Genomic DNA, 18,497 nt, shown 5'->3' with positions numbered 1-18,497 from the left:
CCGGCAAGACCCGCGGCCCGTTGTGCCGCAGATCACCGGACGGGACCGGCGGCGGGCGCCGAGGTTCGCGGTTTGCGGCGGCAAGGCCCGGGTATTGGCTGAACAAGCGTTGGACGACGTTGGAGTGAACAATGATTCTTCTCATCGGTTTGATAGTGCTGATCGCGGCGATCGTCGTCGGAGTCTCCGCTATCTCCGCCAATTCCGGTCAGGGTCACATGCTTTCGACCCATTTCACCATTTTCGACCACCAGTTCAGCGGCTCGGAGAGCCAGCTGTTCGCCGCCGGGGCCGGCGTCGGCGCGGTGGCGATGCTGGGTCTGGTGCTCCTGCTCACGGGGCTGTTCGGTACGCAGCGGCGGCACGCGCAGACCCGGCGCGAACTGCGTCAGACCCGCCGGGAGGCCACGGCCGCCCAGCGTGATCTGGCCAAGACCGGCCCGGCGCCGGTCGCCACGCCGGCGGTCAGCAAGCCCGCCGTCACCAAGCCCGCCGCCACCGCGACGAGCTGATCCGTCCGAAATATCAGTCGATCGTGAATTCCGGTGAGACGCCGGTGAATTCGTTCACCGCGCCACCGGAATCACGGCTGTTTCCGGTGTATTCGATCCGGTAGCGGCCGGCGGCCGTGCCCGCGGGAACCGTCCATCTGATCTCGATCAGGGAGGCGGCGGACCGGCCGTCCGGCCGCGACCAGTGCAGTTCGGTACACCAGTCGTTGTCGTCGAAGATCCGGCGCCAGCCCCCGCCGACGCGCTGCTGCACCTCGAAATACGTTCCGCCCGTGCGGAAGTCGTTGTTCGGGTGCGCGCCACAGAAGGTCACCGAAATCGTCTGTCCCGCAACGCCGGACGTCGGCGGCGCGGTCACCACGTCCCCGAATCCGTACCCGGCCACCGGAACGTCCGGCGGCGGCGCGGGCAGCAGGTCCGGCTGCGGGCCGGAGGTCCAGTCCAGCGGCGCCGGGCCGCGGCCGGGATCCACCCGCGCGGCCAGAGCCCTTGCGAGCCGGTCGAATTCCTGCATGTACGCCGAGAGCGTCCACCGCCCGAACAGCGTCTCACCGCCCTCGTACTGCTGCGAGACGTATTCCTCCGGGGTGGTCACGTAGCCGCAGTAGCCGTTCGCGTAACCCTGCACGAGCACGTTGCCCAGCGGCACGCCGAGCGCCCGCGCCACCACCCGCCGGATCCGCAGGCCGGACACCACCGTGTACTCGGCGGGACCGGAGGCCAGCACCAGATCACCGATCCGCACGATCTGGATCGGCACCACCAGCGGCACCCAGGGCCGCGGCGGCAGGATCCCGAGCGGGACCGCGATCAGCTTGGGCGCCTGGGCATCCCGGATCCACTGCTCGATCGGGGCGGCGACACCGCCGAGCGCCGACACCACCGGATTCGTCTCGCCCTCGAACAGGAAGGGCAACTGGGTGTTCCAGTTGTCCTCGGAACTCGTGGCGGCGGCGGCCGCGCCCATCATCGCGGGGGTGGTGCGGGCCGGTTTCCCGTCCGGGGTGTAGTCGCCGTCGATTGCGGTGTCGCCCATGTCGACGTACCGCAGCACGGCGTCCACCCCGCCGGTGGTCATCGGCCGGGCGCCGTCGAAGGCCGACCGACCGGCCCGGTACTGCCGCTCGCCGATGAGCGCGCAGTCGGCGCGGTTGTCCCCGGCCGGGCCGGTGGGATGCCACGGCGTCACCGACAGGTTCGGCGTGATGTCGCCGGCGTTGGTCTGCGCGAAGGCGGCCACGAAGGCCGCCGGGCCGTCGCCGGGCCGCACGCCCCGCTCGTCGTGCTCCCAGCGGTAGCTGGCGTACCCCTTGTTGTCGGCCGAGATCAGCGTGTTGTGATCGGTCAGCGAGGTGCCGTGGGTGGCGAACCAGGTGATCGCGCCGACGTCCCGGCCGCCCTGCCGCAGCCGCAGCACCGTCACCGCCGGATCGATGCCGTCGGGGAATTCGGCCTTGTCCTCGGGAGGATTCAGCTCGAACGCCACCCGGGAGCGGTTGGCGCCGGCGTCGTGCAGTTCGCCGTGCCCGAGCGCGATGGTGCCCGGGGCGAGCCGATCGTGCGCGGCGGCGACGGCCGCCACGATGCCGTTCACCTCCGCCTCGTGCGAATTGCGCCGGAAGCCGTAGGCGGCAAGGGAATACGCGTATTCGCGGGCGGTGCCGCCACAGGAGTTGTGGTTGTGGGTGGCGTTGAGGTTGACGTTGCGCTCGGTGTACAGGTCGCCGTAGCGCTGCGCGAGCCGCCGCAGCACGGCCAGATGCACGGATTGGAACAGGCAGGCGTTGTCGGTGTTGACGAAGACCACCCGCCCGCCGGTGATCCGGTCGACGATCACATAGGCGCGAGCCCAGCAGCGGGAGAGCAGGCCGGTGGCGACCTGATCCAGTTCGGAGTAGCCCATCATGCCCTGCCCGGCGACGGCGCCGGTGATATCGGCCATGCCGCACCCGACCAGATAGTCCTGGCCGTCGGCGGGTTGCGCGCCGGCCCGCGTGGCGCCCGCTCCCACGGCCAACGCGGCAGCGGCGCCGCCCAGTATCGAGCGCCGGGTCATCGTCACGGGCAGCCCCTTCTCCGCGGCACTGGAACCTGTTCCGGCCGAATCATTGCCCGCACATTACTGGTCGTATGACCAGTACGCCAGCCGATCGCGCGGACCCCACATCGGATCCCGGCCCGCGGCAGCCGGCGGCGACACCGCCCGGCAGTACGGAAGGGGCATTTGTTCACCGATTCACCCTTGTATCGATACCCGGACGGCCGCGATGATCGGTTACCACAGCGCAAACGACAAGCGCCCGGCAGGATCGGTCCCCTTGATCCTGCCGAGCGCTCGGCGTTCGATCGTTCCTCGGACTCGGGCGCGAGCGCCTACCGTCGTCGGCGGTTCGCACCGCCCGGTGAATCCACGAACCATCGAAAGTTAACGCCGGCCGACGTGATTCACAATTGCCGAGCACGAACTCTAGGCCAGTTCGACGTGGATTGGCAGCCCCCTCCCAGCCAGAACCGCGAACTGACAGGATTTTCCCAGGTATGCCCCACCTGGGCGCGTGCTGGATCAGCGGGTGGACCGGCCCGGATCGATCCGGGTGATCACCGTGGCGCCGTCCTGCGGGCCTACGGTGACCAGCTGGCGGTAGGTGCGCGTGGTGTGGTCCGGCCGGGATTCGGTGACCACCACATCGAACCGGCCGTCCGGCTGCGGGGTGATCTGCACACAGTGATGGGTGCCGACGGGCACGGTCGCGATCCCGGCGTCGATGGTCTGCGCGCCGGACACCCAGGCGTCCGGCGCGGTCACCGTCCGCGCCGTGGTGCCGGAGCGGTCGACGTAGTAGGCGTGCTGGAAGGCCAGGATCGCGTCGGGGCCGGACCCGGTGGATCCGATGCCGTTGCCGCGCACCAACTCCGGCGAGCGCGTCGGCTCACAGCCGGGCCCGCCGCCGAGCGCCAGGTCGGCGGTGCTGGCCATGGTGGCCGGCGCGGCCTGCTGGATGCGGACCTCCAGCGAGAACACCACCCCGCCGACCACGGCCGCCGTCCCGACCACCGCGGCCGAACCCACCACCATCCGGCGCCGGCGGTCCGGCCGCGGCTTCGGCGCGGGAATCATGCCCGGCCAGATCACCGGTGGTGTGTCGTCCGATCGCGAACGCCGATGCCGTCGGCGGCGCCCACGCGCCACCGCCGACAGTGATCCCCCGGACCTCGCCCCCCTGCGCTGCCCTGCCATGACCCCACCGCACCCCTCTCCGAGCGTGACCGGTCGGTATCAGCCCGTCAAACATGTTGTGCTGGAACAACATTTTCACATTTGCGCCGATTCCGCGCGGCAAATGGGCAGTCCAGCGGTGATTTCTGCGCGCGGGCGACGGGTCAGCGGGTCCGCAGCGGGCCCGGCCGGGGTGCGCCGGCGACCGATTCGAGGAACTCCTCGAGCTCCGCGTTGAACGACAACGGCCGCTCCAAGCTGGGCGTGTGCCCGGAATCGGCCACCACGGCCAGGCGGCTGCCGGGGATGAGCGCGGCCAGTTCCGCCGCGAGGACGCCGCGATCGAAGGAGTCCTCGGCGCCGACCACCACCAGGCTCGGTACCGTCAGCGCCCGGGCCACCTCGGTGTAGTCGGGACGTTCGGCCCGGCCGCGCAGCGCGGCCGCGGCGCCCTCCGGATCGGCGGCCGCGATCATGGTCAGCGCATGCTCCACCACCGACGGACGGTCGCGCAGGGTGCGCGCCCCGAGCAGATGCGGCAGGAACTCCTCGGCGTAGTCGTCGACGCCCTCGGCCGCCAGCCGATCGGCCAGGGCGAGCCGCTCCGCGCGTACATCCGGGCCGTCGGCCGCGGCGGACGTGCCCGACAGCACCAGCGCGGTGAGCCGATCCGGCTGCGCGGCGGCGAAATCCAGCGCCACCTGACCGCCGATCGAATAGCCGATTACGGTCGCGGTCTCCGCGCCGGCGGCGTCCAGCACCGCGGCCAGGGCCGCCGAATGCGCGGTCAGCGGGATGGTGCCCGGCGCCGGCGTACTGTCGCCGAAACCGAGCAGATCCACGCACAGCACCCGATAGCCCAGCGGTACGAAGTGCACGATCTGCGGTAACCACATGCTCTTGTCGAGCAGGAAACCGTGTACGAAGACCAGCGCCGGACCGGCACCGTGGTCGGTGTAACCGACCGATCCGCTGGGGGTGGGAACTGCTCGCATCGTATCTCCGCTGGCGCTGCGAACCGGGCATTCGCCCCGCACGTTAACACCCGAACGGCGCTCGCGCGATCCATGGCGGAAATCGGGCCCGCAGAACCGATTCCGGACGCCGGTGCGCTCGGCGCAGCCGGAAACCCCGGTTGCCCAACACCTCTCGCGGCCGTTGCCGGCCGAGGGGGCCGGCGCCGGGGCGCGGTCAGTGCGCCAGGTCGTACCAGACGTGCGGGATCGACCAGTCCCACTCCTCGGCCACCGGCTGTTGCCCCTCGGCAGCGGCGGCGGCGTCCGGATCCACGTGGATGTAGTCGACATACAGCTGGATGGCACCGGAACTACCCGCGCCGAGCAGCACCAGGCCGCGCAGGAAATAGCGCCATGCCACGGATGTCGTGATGCGTCGTCGCATCTGAACCCTCCTCGTCGGCGAAGGATTGCGCCAGTGTGGTTGCAGCGATCGACGGACGCCGCCCAACCGGCACGGCATCGTCGCCAGGTTCGATCTTCGCCCGAGCGGGCCGATCAGGTGTACGATTTGTCGAAATTCGCGCCGGTACTGTGACATCCACGCCACGCCGTGACATTCGCGCCATCCGTCCGTCGCCCCCTCGCCGCTCTAGACGGCGTCCGACTGCCGCGCCACCTTGGCCGCGAGCAGCTGCTCCACCTCGTCGGCGGAGAAACCCAATTCGGTCAGCACCTCGGTGCTGTGCTCGCCGATCCCGGGCAGCATCGGCCGGGGTCCGTGCGCGGCGGCCGGGCCGTAGCGCAGCAGCGGGCCGATCTGCTCGAAGAAACCCCAATCGGCGGTCCGGTACGCGAGCACCCGGCCCTGCTGCCGGTTCACCGGATCGTCGAGCACCGCGCGCCGGAACCCGTCCCGATCCAGTGGTTCCACCGGCTCGGCGAGCAGACCCAGGCCGCGCAACCGCTCGGCCCACACGGCCGCCGGCGCGGTGGCGAACGCCCGCTCCAGGATCGGCTCCGCGGCCCGCGCGGCCGCGTCGGCGGCCCCACCGCGCAGCGGCGCGTACTCGCCCGGGAGACCGGCCGCCTCGGGCAGTTCGGTCAGCCGCCGCCAGCCGTCGTGATCCGGCACCACGAGCGCGAACCACTCGCCGTCGGATCCCGCGTAGAGCCGGTAGCCGGGACCGTAACCGGTCTGCGCGGCATCGAGCGCCGGCCCGCGAACCGGTTCTCCGTCGGACAGATAGACACCGCTGTGCGGCAGCATGCCCGCGGCCAGCAGGCTGGTGACCACCCCGTAGCCGTGCCCGTGCGCCGCCCGGCCGTACAGTCCCGCCAGCGTCCCGGCGGCGGCCAGCCAGCCGCCGGCCATGTCCAGCGGAATCCAGGTCGCCGCGATCGGGTCGTTACCCGCGCCGCCGATGGCCCGCTCGAAACCCGTGACCGCCTGCATCAGCGCGTCGTTGCCCGGCGCCTTCGCCCGCGGCCCGACCGCCCCGAAGGCGCTGGCGTGACAGTAGACCGCCCGCGGATTCAGCCGCGCCACGGTGTCCTCGCCGATCCCCAGCCGTTCGGCGACACCGACCCGGAAGTTGTGCACCACCACATCCGCCCCGGCCAGCAACCGTTCCACCACCGGCCCCGCGCCGGGCGCGTTGAGATCCAATGCGAGACTGCGCTTCCCGCGCTGACACGCCGCCACGGCATAGGCCGCCGCCCGCATCGCCTCACCGTCGGGCGGCTCGACCTTGATCACGTCGGCGCCCAGATCCGCGAGGATCTCCGCCGCCAGCGGCCCCGCCACGAACGCCGAGAAGTCCACCACCTTCAGCCCGGCGAGCACATCGCCGTCCGGGACAGCGGGTTCCGCCGCGCGCACAGCGGATTCCGCAGGCAGCGCGGCGGATTCACTTCGATTCGGGACGGACTCGGCCACACCCCCAGCGAACTCGGCCGCAGGCTCAGCGGACTCGGTCCCAGGCTCAGCGAACTCGGCCGCACGCTCAGCGGACTCGGTCCCAGGCTCAGTGGACTCGGCCGCACGCCCCGCGGACTCTACTGCGCGCCCCGCGGATTCAGCCGTCGATGCGGCAAGCCCGGCATCCGGACTCGCGGCGCGGGCTCGGATCCGGATCGGGTTGCCGATCGTCACGATCTCCCGGCCGTCGATGGATTCCGTTGCGGACAGGCCGATTTCGGCCAGGTGCGGATCGGCGAGGACCTCCCCGGGGCCCAGGACCGGTTCGCAGGCCACGCCCGCGGCTCGTAATCGCTCGACCCAGTCGGCGCGCGGGCGGGTGGCGAAGAATTCGGTCCAGCGGCGGGCGCGGTCGCCCAGCTTGCCGGTCATCTGGTCGGTGTAGTAACCCTCGGCGCTGGGTTCGTCGCCGAGCACCCGGATCACGGCCTCGTACATGCCTTTTCCGCCGAACCACACCTGCAGCAGTTCGCCGTCGGCGCAGCGGTACAGGAAGTTCGGGAAGGTCGAGCCGTGTTCCCAGTAGTACTCGACGTCGGCGGCGGCCCGCTCGGAGCGGCCGATCATGCAGCCCAGCGTCGCCAGAAGTCCGTCGTAGAGCGAGGTTTCGGCCCAGCCGCCCGCGCCGGTGCGGGCGCGGCGGCCCAGCAGCGCGAACACCGAGGTCAGCAGCAGCGAGGCGGTACCCCCGGCGGCGGCCCGCGCGTCGACGAAGATCGGCCCCGGCCGATGCCCGGACAGCTGGGTGCAGAACCCGGCGCGCGCCTCGACGGCCAGCCCGTAGTCGGCGACCGCGCCGCCGGAGGTGCGGCTGGGCCGGCACCGCGCGTAGATCAGTCCGGCGTTGTGCGGCGCCAGATCCCGGTACCCCAGCCCGCGGCCCTCGACGATCTCCTCGGACCCGTACACCAGCGCGACGTCGGCGGCCCGCAGCAGCGCCGCCGTCTCGTCGCGCTCGGCGCGCACGATTCGCTTGTGCCGGTGCCAGACCCGGCCCCACGGGACCTCCGCGTCGATCGGGACCGGCTCGCCGACCACCCGGACCACCTCGGCACCCAGTCCGGCGAGAATCATGCCCGGCACGCCGGCGGCGGCCCCGAATCCGAGTTCGCTCGTGCCGACCGCGAGTTCCACCACCGACAGACCCGCGCACAGCGGGGCGGACGCGCTGCTCACCGGATCGTCCCGGCGAGCGGGGTGGCCGGCAGCTTCAGCCGGGGCAGGACCTCCTCGGCGGCGAGCCGGACGATCCCGAGGGTGTCCTCGTGCGCCGCCGGGGAGATCACGAAGTGCCGGACCCCGGCGTCCACGTATTCCTGCAACCGGGCGGCGACCTGTTCCGGCGTGCCGGAGGGCGCGATCTTGTCCAGCATCGACGCGGGCTTGTCGCCGTAGGCGCCGCCGAGGAAACCGGCGACATCAGCCCGCGCCCGATCGCCGTCCGCGCGGACCGAGCAGTAGAGGTACATCATCCACTCGAACCCGGTCAGGTCGCGGCCCGCGGCGGCGGCCTCGGTGTGGATGGTCTGTACCGATCGGGCATAGGCCGACGGTGAGATCAGGTACGGCAGCCACCCGTCGCCGAGGCGCGCGGCCCGGCGCATGGCCGGTTCCTTGCGGCCGGAGACGATCAGCGGCGGGCCGCCCGGCCGCATCGCCGGACCGGACGCGCCCGGCGGCTGCACCGGCCGCAGTCGCAGATTCTCGAACCGGAAGAAGCGGCCCTCGTGGTCGACCGGATCGCCGCGCCACAGCGCGCGCAGGATGGCCATGGCCTCGTCGGTACGCGCGCCGCGTTCGCGCATCGGCACCCCGACGGCCTCGAACTCGTGCTGGAACTCCCCGCCGACCCCGATACCGACCGAAACCCGGCCGCCGGAGCGGGAATCCAGGTCGGCGAGCTGTTTCGCCACCATCACCGGCTGATACAGCGGCAGCAGCAGCACCGCGGTACCGATCCGGACCCGCTCGGTCCACGCGGTCATGAGGGCGAGGCGGGTGACGGCCTCACCGGTGTGGGTCGGGGGCAGCAGGTGCCCGCCCTGCCAGATCGAGCTGATCGGCAGGCGTTCGGCGGCCGCCAGCCACTCCCGGTCGGGCTCGGGGATCGCTGCCGCCCCGAAAAGGATGCTGTCGGTGGACAACTCGGCTCCTTCGGCAAATGACGCTCCGATCGGCGCCCTGCGCCCTAAGATAGCAAATGCTCACTTAGAAAGAGGCTGGATTCGATGGATGCGATCGACGCGACGACCGGGATACCCCCGGCCGTGACCGAGGAGACCGAGCCGTTCTGGGCGGCGGCCGCCGAGGGACGACTGGTGGTCGAGCGCTGCGCGAGCTGCGGCGCGGAGACCTTCCCGCCGCGCGGCATCTGCCACCACTGCCGTGGCCGCGACCTGGCGATCACCGAGATCACCGGCCCCGGCGAGGTGTACAGCTACACGGTCGACCACCAACGCTGGCTACCGGACCTGCCGGTCCCTTATGCGATGGTACTGGTGGAATTCCCGGATCATCCCGGCGTCCGGGTAGGGGGGCGGTTGCGCGGCTGCGCACCCGAGGACGCGGCCATCGGCATGCCGGTCGAGATCGGCTTCCAGCCCGGCCCGGGCGGATTCCACATCCCCAGCTTCGTCTACACCGGCGGCGCCCCGGCGAACGCACCGGTCGACGACGGCCCCGGCGGCGACAGCGGTACCACCGGCACCTGGCAGGCACCGCCCGAGCCGACCACCGTCGCCGCGACCGGCACGCCCGAAGCGGCCGCCACAGTGCCGGGCTCGGCCGGACGGACCCCGATCCGCCCGGCCGGGGACACGCTGCGACGCACCCCGGGCGCGGGCCTCGGCACCGAGTTGTTCGAGCACAAGGTGGTCATCTCCGGGGTCGGGCAGTCGGCGATCGGCCGGCAGGTGGATCGGTCCGGATTCCAGCTGACGCTGGACGCGATCATCGCGGCGGTCGCGGACGCGGGGCTCACTCTGGACGACATCGACGGCCTGGCCATGTATCCCGGTGGCGGCGTGGCGAATCTGCCCGGCTACTCCAACGGCAGCCTGTACGAGATCCAGGACGCGCTGCGGCTGCGGACCACCTGGCGGCAGGGGCTCGTGGAAGGGATGTCGCTGCCGTTCTACGGGCCCGCGCAGGCCGTCGCCACCGGAGCGGCCCGGCACGTGGTCATCTGGCGCACGGTGAAGGAGGGTAGCGCGGCGCGCAACGCCGGCGGCCGGCCCGCCTACGGTTCCACCAAACCGGTCGCGGAGGGTCCGAACGCCTGGCTGCTGCCGATCGGGATGCTCTCACCGGTCTGCCAGATCGCGCCCTACGCGACCCGCTACATGCACGAATACGGCGTCACCCGGGAACAATTGGCATGGTTGCCGGTGACCCAGCGCGCGCACGCCGCGCTCAATCCGGACGCGGTGTACCGCTCCCCGCTGACCGTCGAGGACTATCTGGCCGCCCGCGTGATCTCCTCACCGATCTGCCTGTTCGACTGCGACGTCCCGGCCGACGGGGCCACCGCGATCGTGGTGTCCGCGGCGGAGACCGCGCGGGATCTGCGCGCACCGGTCCGGATCGAGGCCATGGCCGGGGTGGTGGACGGCCGTCCGTCCTGGGAGCAGTGGGAGGACATGGGCCGGGTCGGGCACGGCACCGCGGCCGAGCTGTGGGCCCGCACCGATCTGCGGCCCGCCGATGTCGACGTCGCCGAGCTCTACGACGGCTTCACCATCGAGGCGGTCTGGTGGCTCGAGGCGATGGGATTCTGCGGGGTCGGCGAGGCGGGTTCGTTCGTCGAGGGCGGCAAGCGGATCGCGCTGGACGGCGAACTGCCGCTGAACACCTGGGGCGGGCAGTTGTCCGGCGGGCGGCTGCACGCCGGATTCGGGCACACCGCCGAGGCGGTGCGTCAGTTGCGCGGCGAGGCCGGGGAACGGCAGGTGCGCGACGCGCGGGTGGCCGCGGTCACCAATGTCGGGGGGATCGAGGCCGGAGCGGCGCTGCTCACCACCTGGTGAGTCGGATTGGATCGAAAGATGGAGCGGGACATGGCATATCGGACAGGCCGGGTCGAGGGCAAGGTGGCGATCGTGACCGGGGCCGGCTCGACCCCCGGGCCGGGTATCGGCACCGGCAAGGCCACGGCCGTGGCGCTGGCCCGGGAGGGCGCGAGCGTGCTGCTGGTGGACGTGGCGCCCGAGCGCGCCGAACTGACCCGGGAGCTGATCGAGGAATCCGGCGGCAAGGCAGCGGTTTTCGCGGGCGATCTGACGAAGGCCGCGGACGCCGAGGCGATGGTCCGCACCGCGGTCGACACCTTCGGCACCCTCGACATCCTGGTGAACAACATCGGCCGCGCGGCGGTCGGCACGGTGGTCGACACCGAGGAGGCGGACTGGGACCGCACCTTCGACATCAACCTGCGCACCGCATTCCTGGCGTCGAAATACTCCGTGCCGGTGATGGCGGAGAAAGGCGCGGGGTCGATCGTCAACATCTCCTCGATCTCCGCGCTGCGCGGCGACGGCACCATCGCGTATTCCGCGGCCAAGGGCGCGCTGCAGGCGATGACCGTCGACATGGCGTATTCGCACGGGCGCCAAGGCATTCGGGTCAACGCCGTCGCGCCGGGGCATATCACCACGCCGATGGTGCTGTCGGTGAGCGCTCCCGGTTCGCGCGCGGAGTTCATGAACACCATGCGCTCCGAGGCGGGCCTGCTCGGCACCCCCGGCGACGGCTGGGACGTGGCCTGGGCCGCGGCCTTCCTCGCCAGCGACGAGGCCCGCTGGATCACCGGCGTCACGCTGCCGGTGGAATCCGGCGTGCTGACCGTGACTCCGCTGATGATGGCCCCGCACCTGCGCGGGGTGCCGGAACCGGCGGAATGACGGTTGTGCGGTCCGGGCCGCCCTGGTTAAAGTAAGTAAGTAGATACTTTCATTAGGGTCGGCCCGAGCCCTGCTTCAGCCCTGTTCGCCGAATCGGCCGGTCACACTTGCGTTTCCGCTCATCCCGGGAACGCCTCAGTCAGGAGTACAACGTGGACGACACGCTGATGTACCGCCGGGAGTTCTTCATCGGCGGTCGCTGGGTGGCGCCGGCCGGCACCGAGCGACTGCCCGTCGTCTCACCGTCGACCGAGGAGGTCGTGGGTGAGGTCCCCCTCGCGACCACCGCGGACATCGATCGGGCCGTGGCCGCGGCCCGGTCCGCCTTCGACGACGGCCCGTGGCCGCGGATGTCCCCGCAGGAGCGCGCCGACGTGCTCGCCCGCGCCGCCGAACTGCTGCGCAAGCGCGAGGCCGATATCGCGGGTATCACCGTCGACGAGATGGGCTGCGCGATCAGCCAGGCCAAACAGGCTCAGACCGGCCTGGTCGCGCCGCTGTTCGACTACTACGCCGACCTGATCCGCACCTTCGAGTTCCGGCGCACGGTGAGCGTCGGCGAGCGCCGCGGCCTGGTCACCAACGAGCCGGTCGGCGTGGTCGCGGCGATCAACCCGTGGAACGCCCCGGTCACGCTCGCGGCCTGGAAGACGGCCCCCGCGCTGGCGGCCGGCTGCCCGGTGGTGCTCAAGCCCGCGGCCGAATCCCCGCTCAGCACGTTCGTGCTCGGGGAGGCGCTGGACGAGGCGGGCGTGCCCGCGGGCGTGGTGAACGTGGTCCCCGGCGGCCGGGAGGTCGGCGAACATCTCGTCACCCACCCGGGCGTGGACAAGATCGCCTTCACCGGATCGACCGGCGCCGGCAAGCGGATCATGAGCCTGTGCGGCGAGCAGGTGAAGCGGGTGTCGCTGGAACTCGGCGGCAAATCCGCGACCCTGGTCCTCGACGACGCCGATCTCGCCGCGGTGCTGCCGCCGCTGGTGAAGGGCGGTATGCATCTGTCCGGGCAGGTCTGCGGCGCGCACACCCGGGTGCTGATCCCCCGGGCCCACTACGCCGAGGCCGTCGAGATCGCCGCCGCGGCAGCGAATTCCGTGTCCGTCGGCGATCCGCACGATCCGGCCACCCTGGTCGGGCCGCTGGTCGCCGAGCGGCAGCGGGACCGGGTCGAGAGCTACGTGGCCTCCGCGCTGGCCGACGGCGCCCGGGTCGCCGCCGGCGGCGTCCGGCCCGCGCACCTGCCGAAGGGCTGGTACTACGCGCCGACGATCATCGCCGACGCCGACAACACCATGCGGGTCGCCCGCGAGGAGATCTTCGGCCCGGTGCTGTGCCTGATCGCCTACGACGGCGACGACGAGGCGGTCGCGATCGCCAACGACTCGCCCTACGGCCTGTCCGGCGGCGTGTGGACCGCCGATCCGCAGCGCGGACTCGACGTGGCGCTGCGGATCCGCACCGGCAGCATCGCGATCAACGGCACCTATCCGCCGTTCCCGGCCGTGCCGTTCGGCGGCTTCAAGGAGTCCGGGCTCGGCCGGGAACTCGGGCCCGAGGGGTTGCGCGGTTTCCTGGAACCACGCAGCATCGGACTTCCGCCCGCGTTGTTCTGACCCTTCACCCACCGGTCGCCGCGCTGCCCGGGGCGGCGGCCGGGGACCTATTCGGACGGTGCACCATGACGACTGTCTCGACCAGCGACTCCTTCCTCCCGGCCAGCCTGGAGTCGACCGGCCCGTGCCCTGCGCGGGCCGACTATCTGGAGTTGCGATTCGCCACCTCCGTCGGCCGCTGGACCTGGTGTGTCCCGCATCCCGACAACGAACCGCCGTACCCGGACGAAGAACCGGTGGATCGGCTGGCGATCGCGATGGGCCGCTACGGCATCCAGGCGTATAGGCACACCGACTCCGGTACCGGGACGGCGCTGCCGAGCGCGGCGGCGATCCCGCTGATCCTCGACGGCACGCCGGTCCAGGTCGCCCTGCGGCTGATCGAATCGGGCCGCTCGGGATGACCACGGGACCCCTGCACGGGGTGCGGGTGGTGGAGGTGGCGTCGCACGTCTTCGTGCCGATGGCCGCCGCCGTGCTCGCGGAGTGGGGCGCCGACGTCGTCAAGATCGAACATCCCGGCACCGGCGACCCCTACCGCGGGCTGGTGACCACCGGCCTGCACAAGGTCCATCACGGGGCCGACGTGCAGTTCCAGGCCGCCAACCGCGGCAAGCGCTCCGTCGCGGTGGATCTGAAGCGCCCCGAGGGCAGGCGGCTGCTGACCACGCTCAACGCCGGCGCCGATGTCTTCCTGACCAGCGTGCGCCCGGCCGGCCGCCGGACGCTGGGCATCGACCTCGCCGGGGTCCGCGCCGACAACCCCGCGATCGTCTACGCCTCGGGCACCGCGTTCGGCGCGCTCGGCCCCGACGCCGACCGCGGCGGCTACGACGCCGGCGCGTACTGGGCCCGCAGCGGCATGCAGCATCTGCACCGGCATCCCGCCGAGGACCATCCCGCCGCGCCCCGCACCGCGTTCGGCGACGTCACGGCGGCGCTGTCGATCGCCGGGGCGGTCGGCGCCGCGCTGTACCGGCGGGCCACCACCGGCGTCACATCCACCGTCGACGCCTCGCTGCTCGCGTCGGGAATGTGGCAGATCCAGGCCGATCTGGTGAATTCGGTGATCGACGGCCGCAGCCCGGCCCCGGCGCGGCCGGAACGCCACCGGGCCGCCAACCCGCTGATGCTCCCCTACCGCACCGCCGACGACCGCCACATCCTGCTGCAACTGCTCGCCCCCGACCGCCGCTGGCCCGACCTGTGCCGCGCCCTCGGCGAACCCGAGGCCGCCACCGACCCGCGCTTCGCCGACCTGGGCGCCCGCGCCCGCAACGCGGAGGCCTGCGTGACCTGGCTGGACGCGGTGTTCGCCCGGCGCACCTTCGACGAATGGCGCACGGCCCTGGCCGATTTCGAGGGTGAGTGGGCGCCCGCGCAACAACCCCACGAACTCGCCGCCGACCCCCAGGTCCGGGCCAACGGCTACCTCGCCGAGGTCGACCTCGGCAACGGCCACACCCTCCCCATGGTCACCACTCCCGCCCACTTCGACGGCGGCCCCGCACAACCGTCCCGCGCCCCCGAAACCGGCGAGCACACCGAGACGGTATTGCTGGAATTGGGCCTGACCTGGAACGACATCGCGGAACTCAAGGACCGCAAGGCGATCGGCTGATCTCGAGTTCCCACGACTCACCTGTTTGCCCGATTCGTCCTGCGGTAGCCTCGGCTCGACTCCGGGTGCGGACGACAGAGGTCCGGGCGGGGCGGAGAAGGGGACCTGATGTTGAAAGCCGACATCGACCAGCTGAACCGGCTGGCCGTCGTACTCGACGCGCTCGGCGACACCGTCGACGGTATCCGGGTGCGGGACAAGGACAACGATGTCGCACCGTGCATGCCGGGCTCGTCGGTACCGCTCGCCTGCGCACAGCTGGGCCTGCACGTCGAGGGCGCGTACCTCCGGGTGGCGGCGCGGATGAAGGGGCTGGCCGGCAAGATCCGCGACTGCGCCGGCAACCTGCAGATGTCCGACGACCAATTCGCGCAACAGATGCACGCGCTGGACTTCCACACCGCCGGGAACGCCTGATGCCGTCACGGTCGGAACTGGACCGCTGGAACCTGCGGGCCCTCGACGACTGGGCCGCCACCCTGCGGACCGGCAACGAGAAGTTCCTGCTCGAAATCGACCGGAGCCGAAAGCATTTCACCGACGTCGGGCCGGATTGGTCCGGCACCGCCTACCATGCCGCCTACGACCGGGTCGGCCAGGACCACGACGAGGCCCGGAAGATCCACGGCGACATCGAGGATTTCCTCGAGGCCTTCACCCGCGCCGTCGGCGACGTCGCCGCCCACCGAGACGTGTTGCGCACCAAGGCAGCCGATGCCGAGGCCGCGCAGCTCACGGTCACCGACGACTGGGTCGTCTCGGGCCACGGCACCGACGCGGTCCACGCCCACCAGGACGCCGTCGACACCGCCCGCCGCGAATTGGCCCGCACCGAAGGCGAACTCGCCCGCCTGCTCGGCGAACGCGCCGAACTCGTCCGTGCCGCAGGCGATCTGTACGGCTCCTCGATCGAGGTCGGCGAAGCCGCTTCGCAGGGTGGGCGGCTCGGCGCCGAGGACGGTAAACGCCTCGCCGACGCGGTGCGGGCCGGCGATCGCGACGCCATCGACGCCGTGGCGGCGGACATGCCCGCGTACTTCCTCACCCCGCAGGACCTCCAGAACCTCGCCGACGGAAAGGATGTCGCCACCGTCCCCGCCGAGGTCCAGGACTACTACCGGGAATTCCTCGACAAGTCCGGCAAGGACGGACTGCTCGGCCTGTCGGACCATCTGGCGCAGCAAGAAGCGCTCGCCCGCGGCGCGGGCTCGCCGAACCCGCTCGCCGCCGCCCAGCGCGACAACCTCGCCAACGCGATCATGATGCTGTCCAACGAGAAGGTGGGCAGCACCGCCGCCGACGGCACCTTCCGCCCCGGCGGCTACGGCCAGCTCCCCGACTACCTGCGGCATCTCGTGGCCGACCGCCTGGAGATCGCGCCCCCGCCCGGCCCGCTGGAGATGCACAACCGCTTCGCCGACCAGGCGAGGTTCGCGCAACTCCTCGGCGAGGCCAACCCCGGATTCGTCCCCGGCGCCGCGATGGCCTCGCAGATGCAGATAACCGCCGCCAGCATGAGCAGCTACCTCGACGGCCGTAATCCCGCCGCCACCCACCTCGTGGACCGATTCGAACACCTCGGCGCCGTCGACATCAACGCGGAGTACTTCGACCGGGACAAGCCGCGGATCGGCGACACCGCCCGCGCTTTCCTGGACCTCGGCACCCGCAACCACTCCGTCGACTACGGCATGCTCACCGACCCGCCCGGCACGGTACGCACCCCCGGCGACCTCTACGCCGACCCGAAAACCTTCCGCGAGCAGGTCTTCCACCACGATTGGGGCGACCAGGGCAAGGTCGCCTCCCAGCTGTACAGCTGGGCCGGTGAGCACGCCCACGACCAGACCCCCGACGGCGACCTGTCCCGCAAGACCATGGTCGCCCTGCCACACCTGTTCGCCCCCACCGATTCCGGCGGCGGGTCCGCGCTGACCGCCGGGACGGACGGGCACACGGTGTTCCAGAACAACGCGGACCTGTTCCGGAAGTATCCCGAGTTGGCGACCGGGTTGTCGAAAGTGCTGGCGCCCAACCTGGATGCGCTGGCCGATCCGGCCCAGATGACATCGCTGGCGCTGCCCGTGCCGGGCGACCCGCATCGGTACCCGGTGCCGGGCTCATCCGAGGTACGACTGGGCGTCGACGACGGCGACCGGTTGCTGTTCCTCGCCAACCAATCCGAGGACGGCCGTACCCTCTTGGAGACGGGTCGCGCACTGCGCGAGGCCGCCGTCTACGACCAGGCGATGCGTGCGGGAGGCGATCATGTCGGGGACTGGTTGTCCGAGAACGACGCGTACACGCACCTGCGAGACCTCAACGCCCGCATGACCGCCCAGCATTACAACGCGCTCTTCTATCAGGACGACACGAACGCCTCCGATACCGCGAAGCACCTCCAAGAGGTGTACGAGAGCAAGCAGAAGGCCGCCGAGATCGCCAAGCAGATCATCACCGACACCATCCCGATGGACAAGGTCACGTCGCCGATCACCGACCTGCTACCGGGCGTGGCGCAGGGCGCTGCCAAGTCGTATCTGAACGGGTTGCCGGGGTTGGCGATGGACAAGGTCATCGCGGCATGGAACCCGTTGCCGGATCCCGTTCATGTGCAGGACCCGAGCGGGAATCAGATCTCTTCCGAGATCCGGCGCGAGGCCATGAATAAGCTTATCGACGCCGACTACCGGTCCGGCCGGCTTCCCCAGAACCTACTGACCGGTGATCACAGCGGGCCGATACATTACGAGGACAACAGCGCCAAAGAAGCGATCAAGGACATAACCGCCCGCCTCAAGGAGCGCGGTCTCACCGGTTACATCGATGGTATCGAGACACGCGGCGACATCGCGGTGGTCAAGGACCTCGCAGGCGACCGGCAAAAGTTGCAGAACTTCCTGAACGGTGGATCCGAAAAGATCGAGGTCAAATGACAGGGTCCGGCAGTTCTCGCCGCTCGGGCCGAGTCGCATCGATTGCGATCGCGTGCACCGTAACCGGCATGCTACTGAACGCCTGCTCGACCGGACATCACCGATCCCCGAACCTGTCACCCGCGCCGCAACCGACGACACCGACCCAACCGGCGAAACAATATCCTCCGATCACGTCGACTTGGAACATGGTCACGCCATCGTCGGGACCCGCGCAGGAAGCAGCGCAGTTCGCGGCCGAAACCGAAGTGGCCAGCGATTTGTATACGCTCGCCAACGATTACAGTCCCGATCTGATGCGGCGATACAACGAACGCGTCGTCGGGACCTATATATGGTCCGAGAACTCTTGGCACGCAGCACAAACCTCGAGGCCCGGCACCGGCGGAACACTCTGGCGTGTAATAGATTCCATCCAGATCGACTCCGGATTCCGAGTTACCCTCTGCGATTTCGACAGTCCCGGCCTGTACGACATCATCGACGGCACACCGGTCCACGCTCCGAACGACAAGAAATCATTGTCCGCCGAGTGGGTGACAGTATCCAGGACAACGAAACCTTCCGCCCTCGATACACGCGACGCATCCACGCCTCGATTGTTGGTCACCGAAATCCAAAGTGCTGTCGGCAATCAAGTTCCCGGCACCTTATGCGACCAATATGCACCGGAACCGTTCATCCGGCAGCCACCCGAACCGGTCCAGTCCGGTCAGAAGTAGCACTGCCTCGCTCGACACTGAGGACGCCGCGCGCACGCGGT

Annotated in this window: 15 protein-coding genes; 9 read left to right on the top strand and 6 right to left on the bottom strand. The window is 70.6% G+C overall.

Translation table 11 applies throughout. The features are described 5' to 3' along the window. The first annotated feature begins 131 nt into the window (after nt 1–131). Nucleotides 132–512, top strand: coding sequence for a hypothetical protein (locus NRB56_RS08805; RefSeq protein WP_153340173.1), 381 nt, complete (start codon nt 132–134; stop codon nt 510–512). Between the two features lie 13 nt (nt 513–525). Here the strand turns inward: NRB56_RS08805 and NRB56_RS08800 are convergent, their stop codons facing one another. The 6 genes from NRB56_RS08800 to NRB56_RS08775 all read right to left on the bottom strand — a co-directional run bounded on the left by NRB56_RS08800 (nt 526) and on the right by NRB56_RS08775 (nt 8,810). Beyond that, nucleotides 526–2,574: a neutral/alkaline ceramidase gene (locus tag NRB56_RS08800; RefSeq protein WP_319942732.1), complete on the bottom strand. Its 2,049-nt coding sequence runs from the start codon at nt 2,572–2,574 to the stop codon at nt 526–528. Nucleotides 2,575–3,075: 501 nt separating this feature from the next. Beyond that, nucleotides 3,076–3,645 carry a hypothetical protein gene (locus NRB56_RS08795; protein ID WP_319942731.1) on the bottom strand — a complete coding sequence of 190 codons (570 nt, stop codon included), beginning with the start codon at nt 3,643–3,645 and terminating at the stop codon, nt 3,076–3,078. A 248-nt stretch (nt 3,646–3,893) separates the two neighbouring features. After that, nucleotides 3,894–4,724 (bottom strand): alpha/beta fold hydrolase, encoded by an 831-nt coding sequence (locus NRB56_RS08790; protein WP_153340171.1) that lies wholly within the window; start codon nt 4,722–4,724, stop codon nt 3,894–3,896. Between the two features lie 196 nt (nt 4,725–4,920). After that, entirely contained in the window at nt 4,921–5,130 is a 210-nt protein-coding gene (locus tag NRB56_RS08785; protein ID WP_153340169.1) for a hypothetical protein, read from the bottom strand. A gap of 207 nt (nt 5,131–5,337) precedes the next feature. Next, nucleotides 5,338–7,842 (bottom strand): CoA transferase, encoded by a 2,505-nt coding sequence (locus NRB56_RS08780; protein ID WP_319942730.1) that lies wholly within the window; start codon nt 7,840–7,842, stop codon nt 5,338–5,340. Continuing rightward, a complete protein-coding gene (locus NRB56_RS08775) occupies nt 7,839–8,810 on the bottom strand; it encodes an LLM class flavin-dependent oxidoreductase (protein ID WP_153340167.1) in 972 nt (323 codons plus the stop codon). Before NRB56_RS08775 ends, NRB56_RS08780 begins: the two co-directional genes overlap by 4 nt. An 84-nt stretch (nt 8,811–8,894) precedes the next feature. Here NRB56_RS08775 and NRB56_RS39650 point away from each other — a divergent pair, with 84 nt between their 5' ends. From NRB56_RS39650 to NRB56_RS08735, 8 genes are all read left to right on the top strand, one after another. Beyond that, entirely contained in the window at nt 8,895–10,691 is a 1,797-nt protein-coding gene (locus NRB56_RS39650; RefSeq protein ID WP_153340165.1) for a thiolase C-terminal domain-containing protein, read from the top strand. A gap of 30 nt (nt 10,692–10,721) precedes the next feature. Then, nucleotides 10,722–11,564 (top strand): SDR family NAD(P)-dependent oxidoreductase, encoded by an 843-nt coding sequence (locus NRB56_RS08765; RefSeq protein ID WP_153340163.1) that lies wholly within the window; start codon nt 10,722–10,724, stop codon nt 11,562–11,564. Between the two features lie 167 nt (nt 11,565–11,731). Further along, nucleotides 11,732–13,177 carry an aldehyde dehydrogenase gene (locus NRB56_RS08760; RefSeq protein ID WP_153340464.1) on the top strand — a complete coding sequence of 482 codons (1,446 nt, stop codon included), beginning with the start codon at nt 11,732–11,734 and terminating at the stop codon, nt 13,175–13,177. Nucleotides 13,178–13,242: 65 nt separating this feature from the next. Beyond that, a complete protein-coding gene (locus NRB56_RS08755) occupies nt 13,243–13,581 on the top strand; it encodes a hypothetical protein (RefSeq protein WP_153340161.1) in 339 nt (112 codons plus the stop codon). After that, a complete protein-coding gene (locus NRB56_RS08750; RefSeq protein WP_153340159.1) occupies nt 13,578–14,798 on the top strand; it encodes a CaiB/BaiF CoA transferase family protein in 1,221 nt (406 codons plus the stop codon). The genes NRB56_RS08755 and NRB56_RS08750 overlap by 4 nt, the downstream gene beginning before the upstream one ends. Nucleotides 14,799–14,906: 108 nt before the next feature. Beyond that, nucleotides 14,907–15,215 carry a hypothetical protein gene (locus NRB56_RS08745; RefSeq protein WP_153340157.1) on the top strand — a complete coding sequence of 103 codons (309 nt, stop codon included), beginning with the start codon at nt 14,907–14,909 and terminating at the stop codon, nt 15,213–15,215. Next, nucleotides 15,215–17,734 (top strand): TPR repeat region-containing protein, encoded by a 2,520-nt coding sequence (locus NRB56_RS08740; RefSeq protein WP_153340155.1) that lies wholly within the window; start codon nt 15,215–15,217, stop codon nt 17,732–17,734. Before NRB56_RS08745 ends, NRB56_RS08740 begins: the two co-directional genes overlap by 1 nt. Before the next feature lie 188 nt (nt 17,735–17,922). Then, nucleotides 17,923–18,456, top strand: a complete 534-nt coding sequence (locus NRB56_RS08735; protein ID WP_153340153.1) for a hypothetical protein — start codon at nt 17,923–17,925, stop codon at nt 18,454–18,456. Nucleotides 18,457–18,497 lie beyond the last annotated feature (41 nt).

It is taken from the genome of Nocardia aurantia (assembly GCF_009604425.1).
GTDB lineage: Bacteria > Actinomycetota > Actinomycetes > Mycobacteriales > Mycobacteriaceae > Nocardia > Nocardia aurantia.
This window is presented reverse-complemented; position numbering and strand designations above follow the sequence as displayed.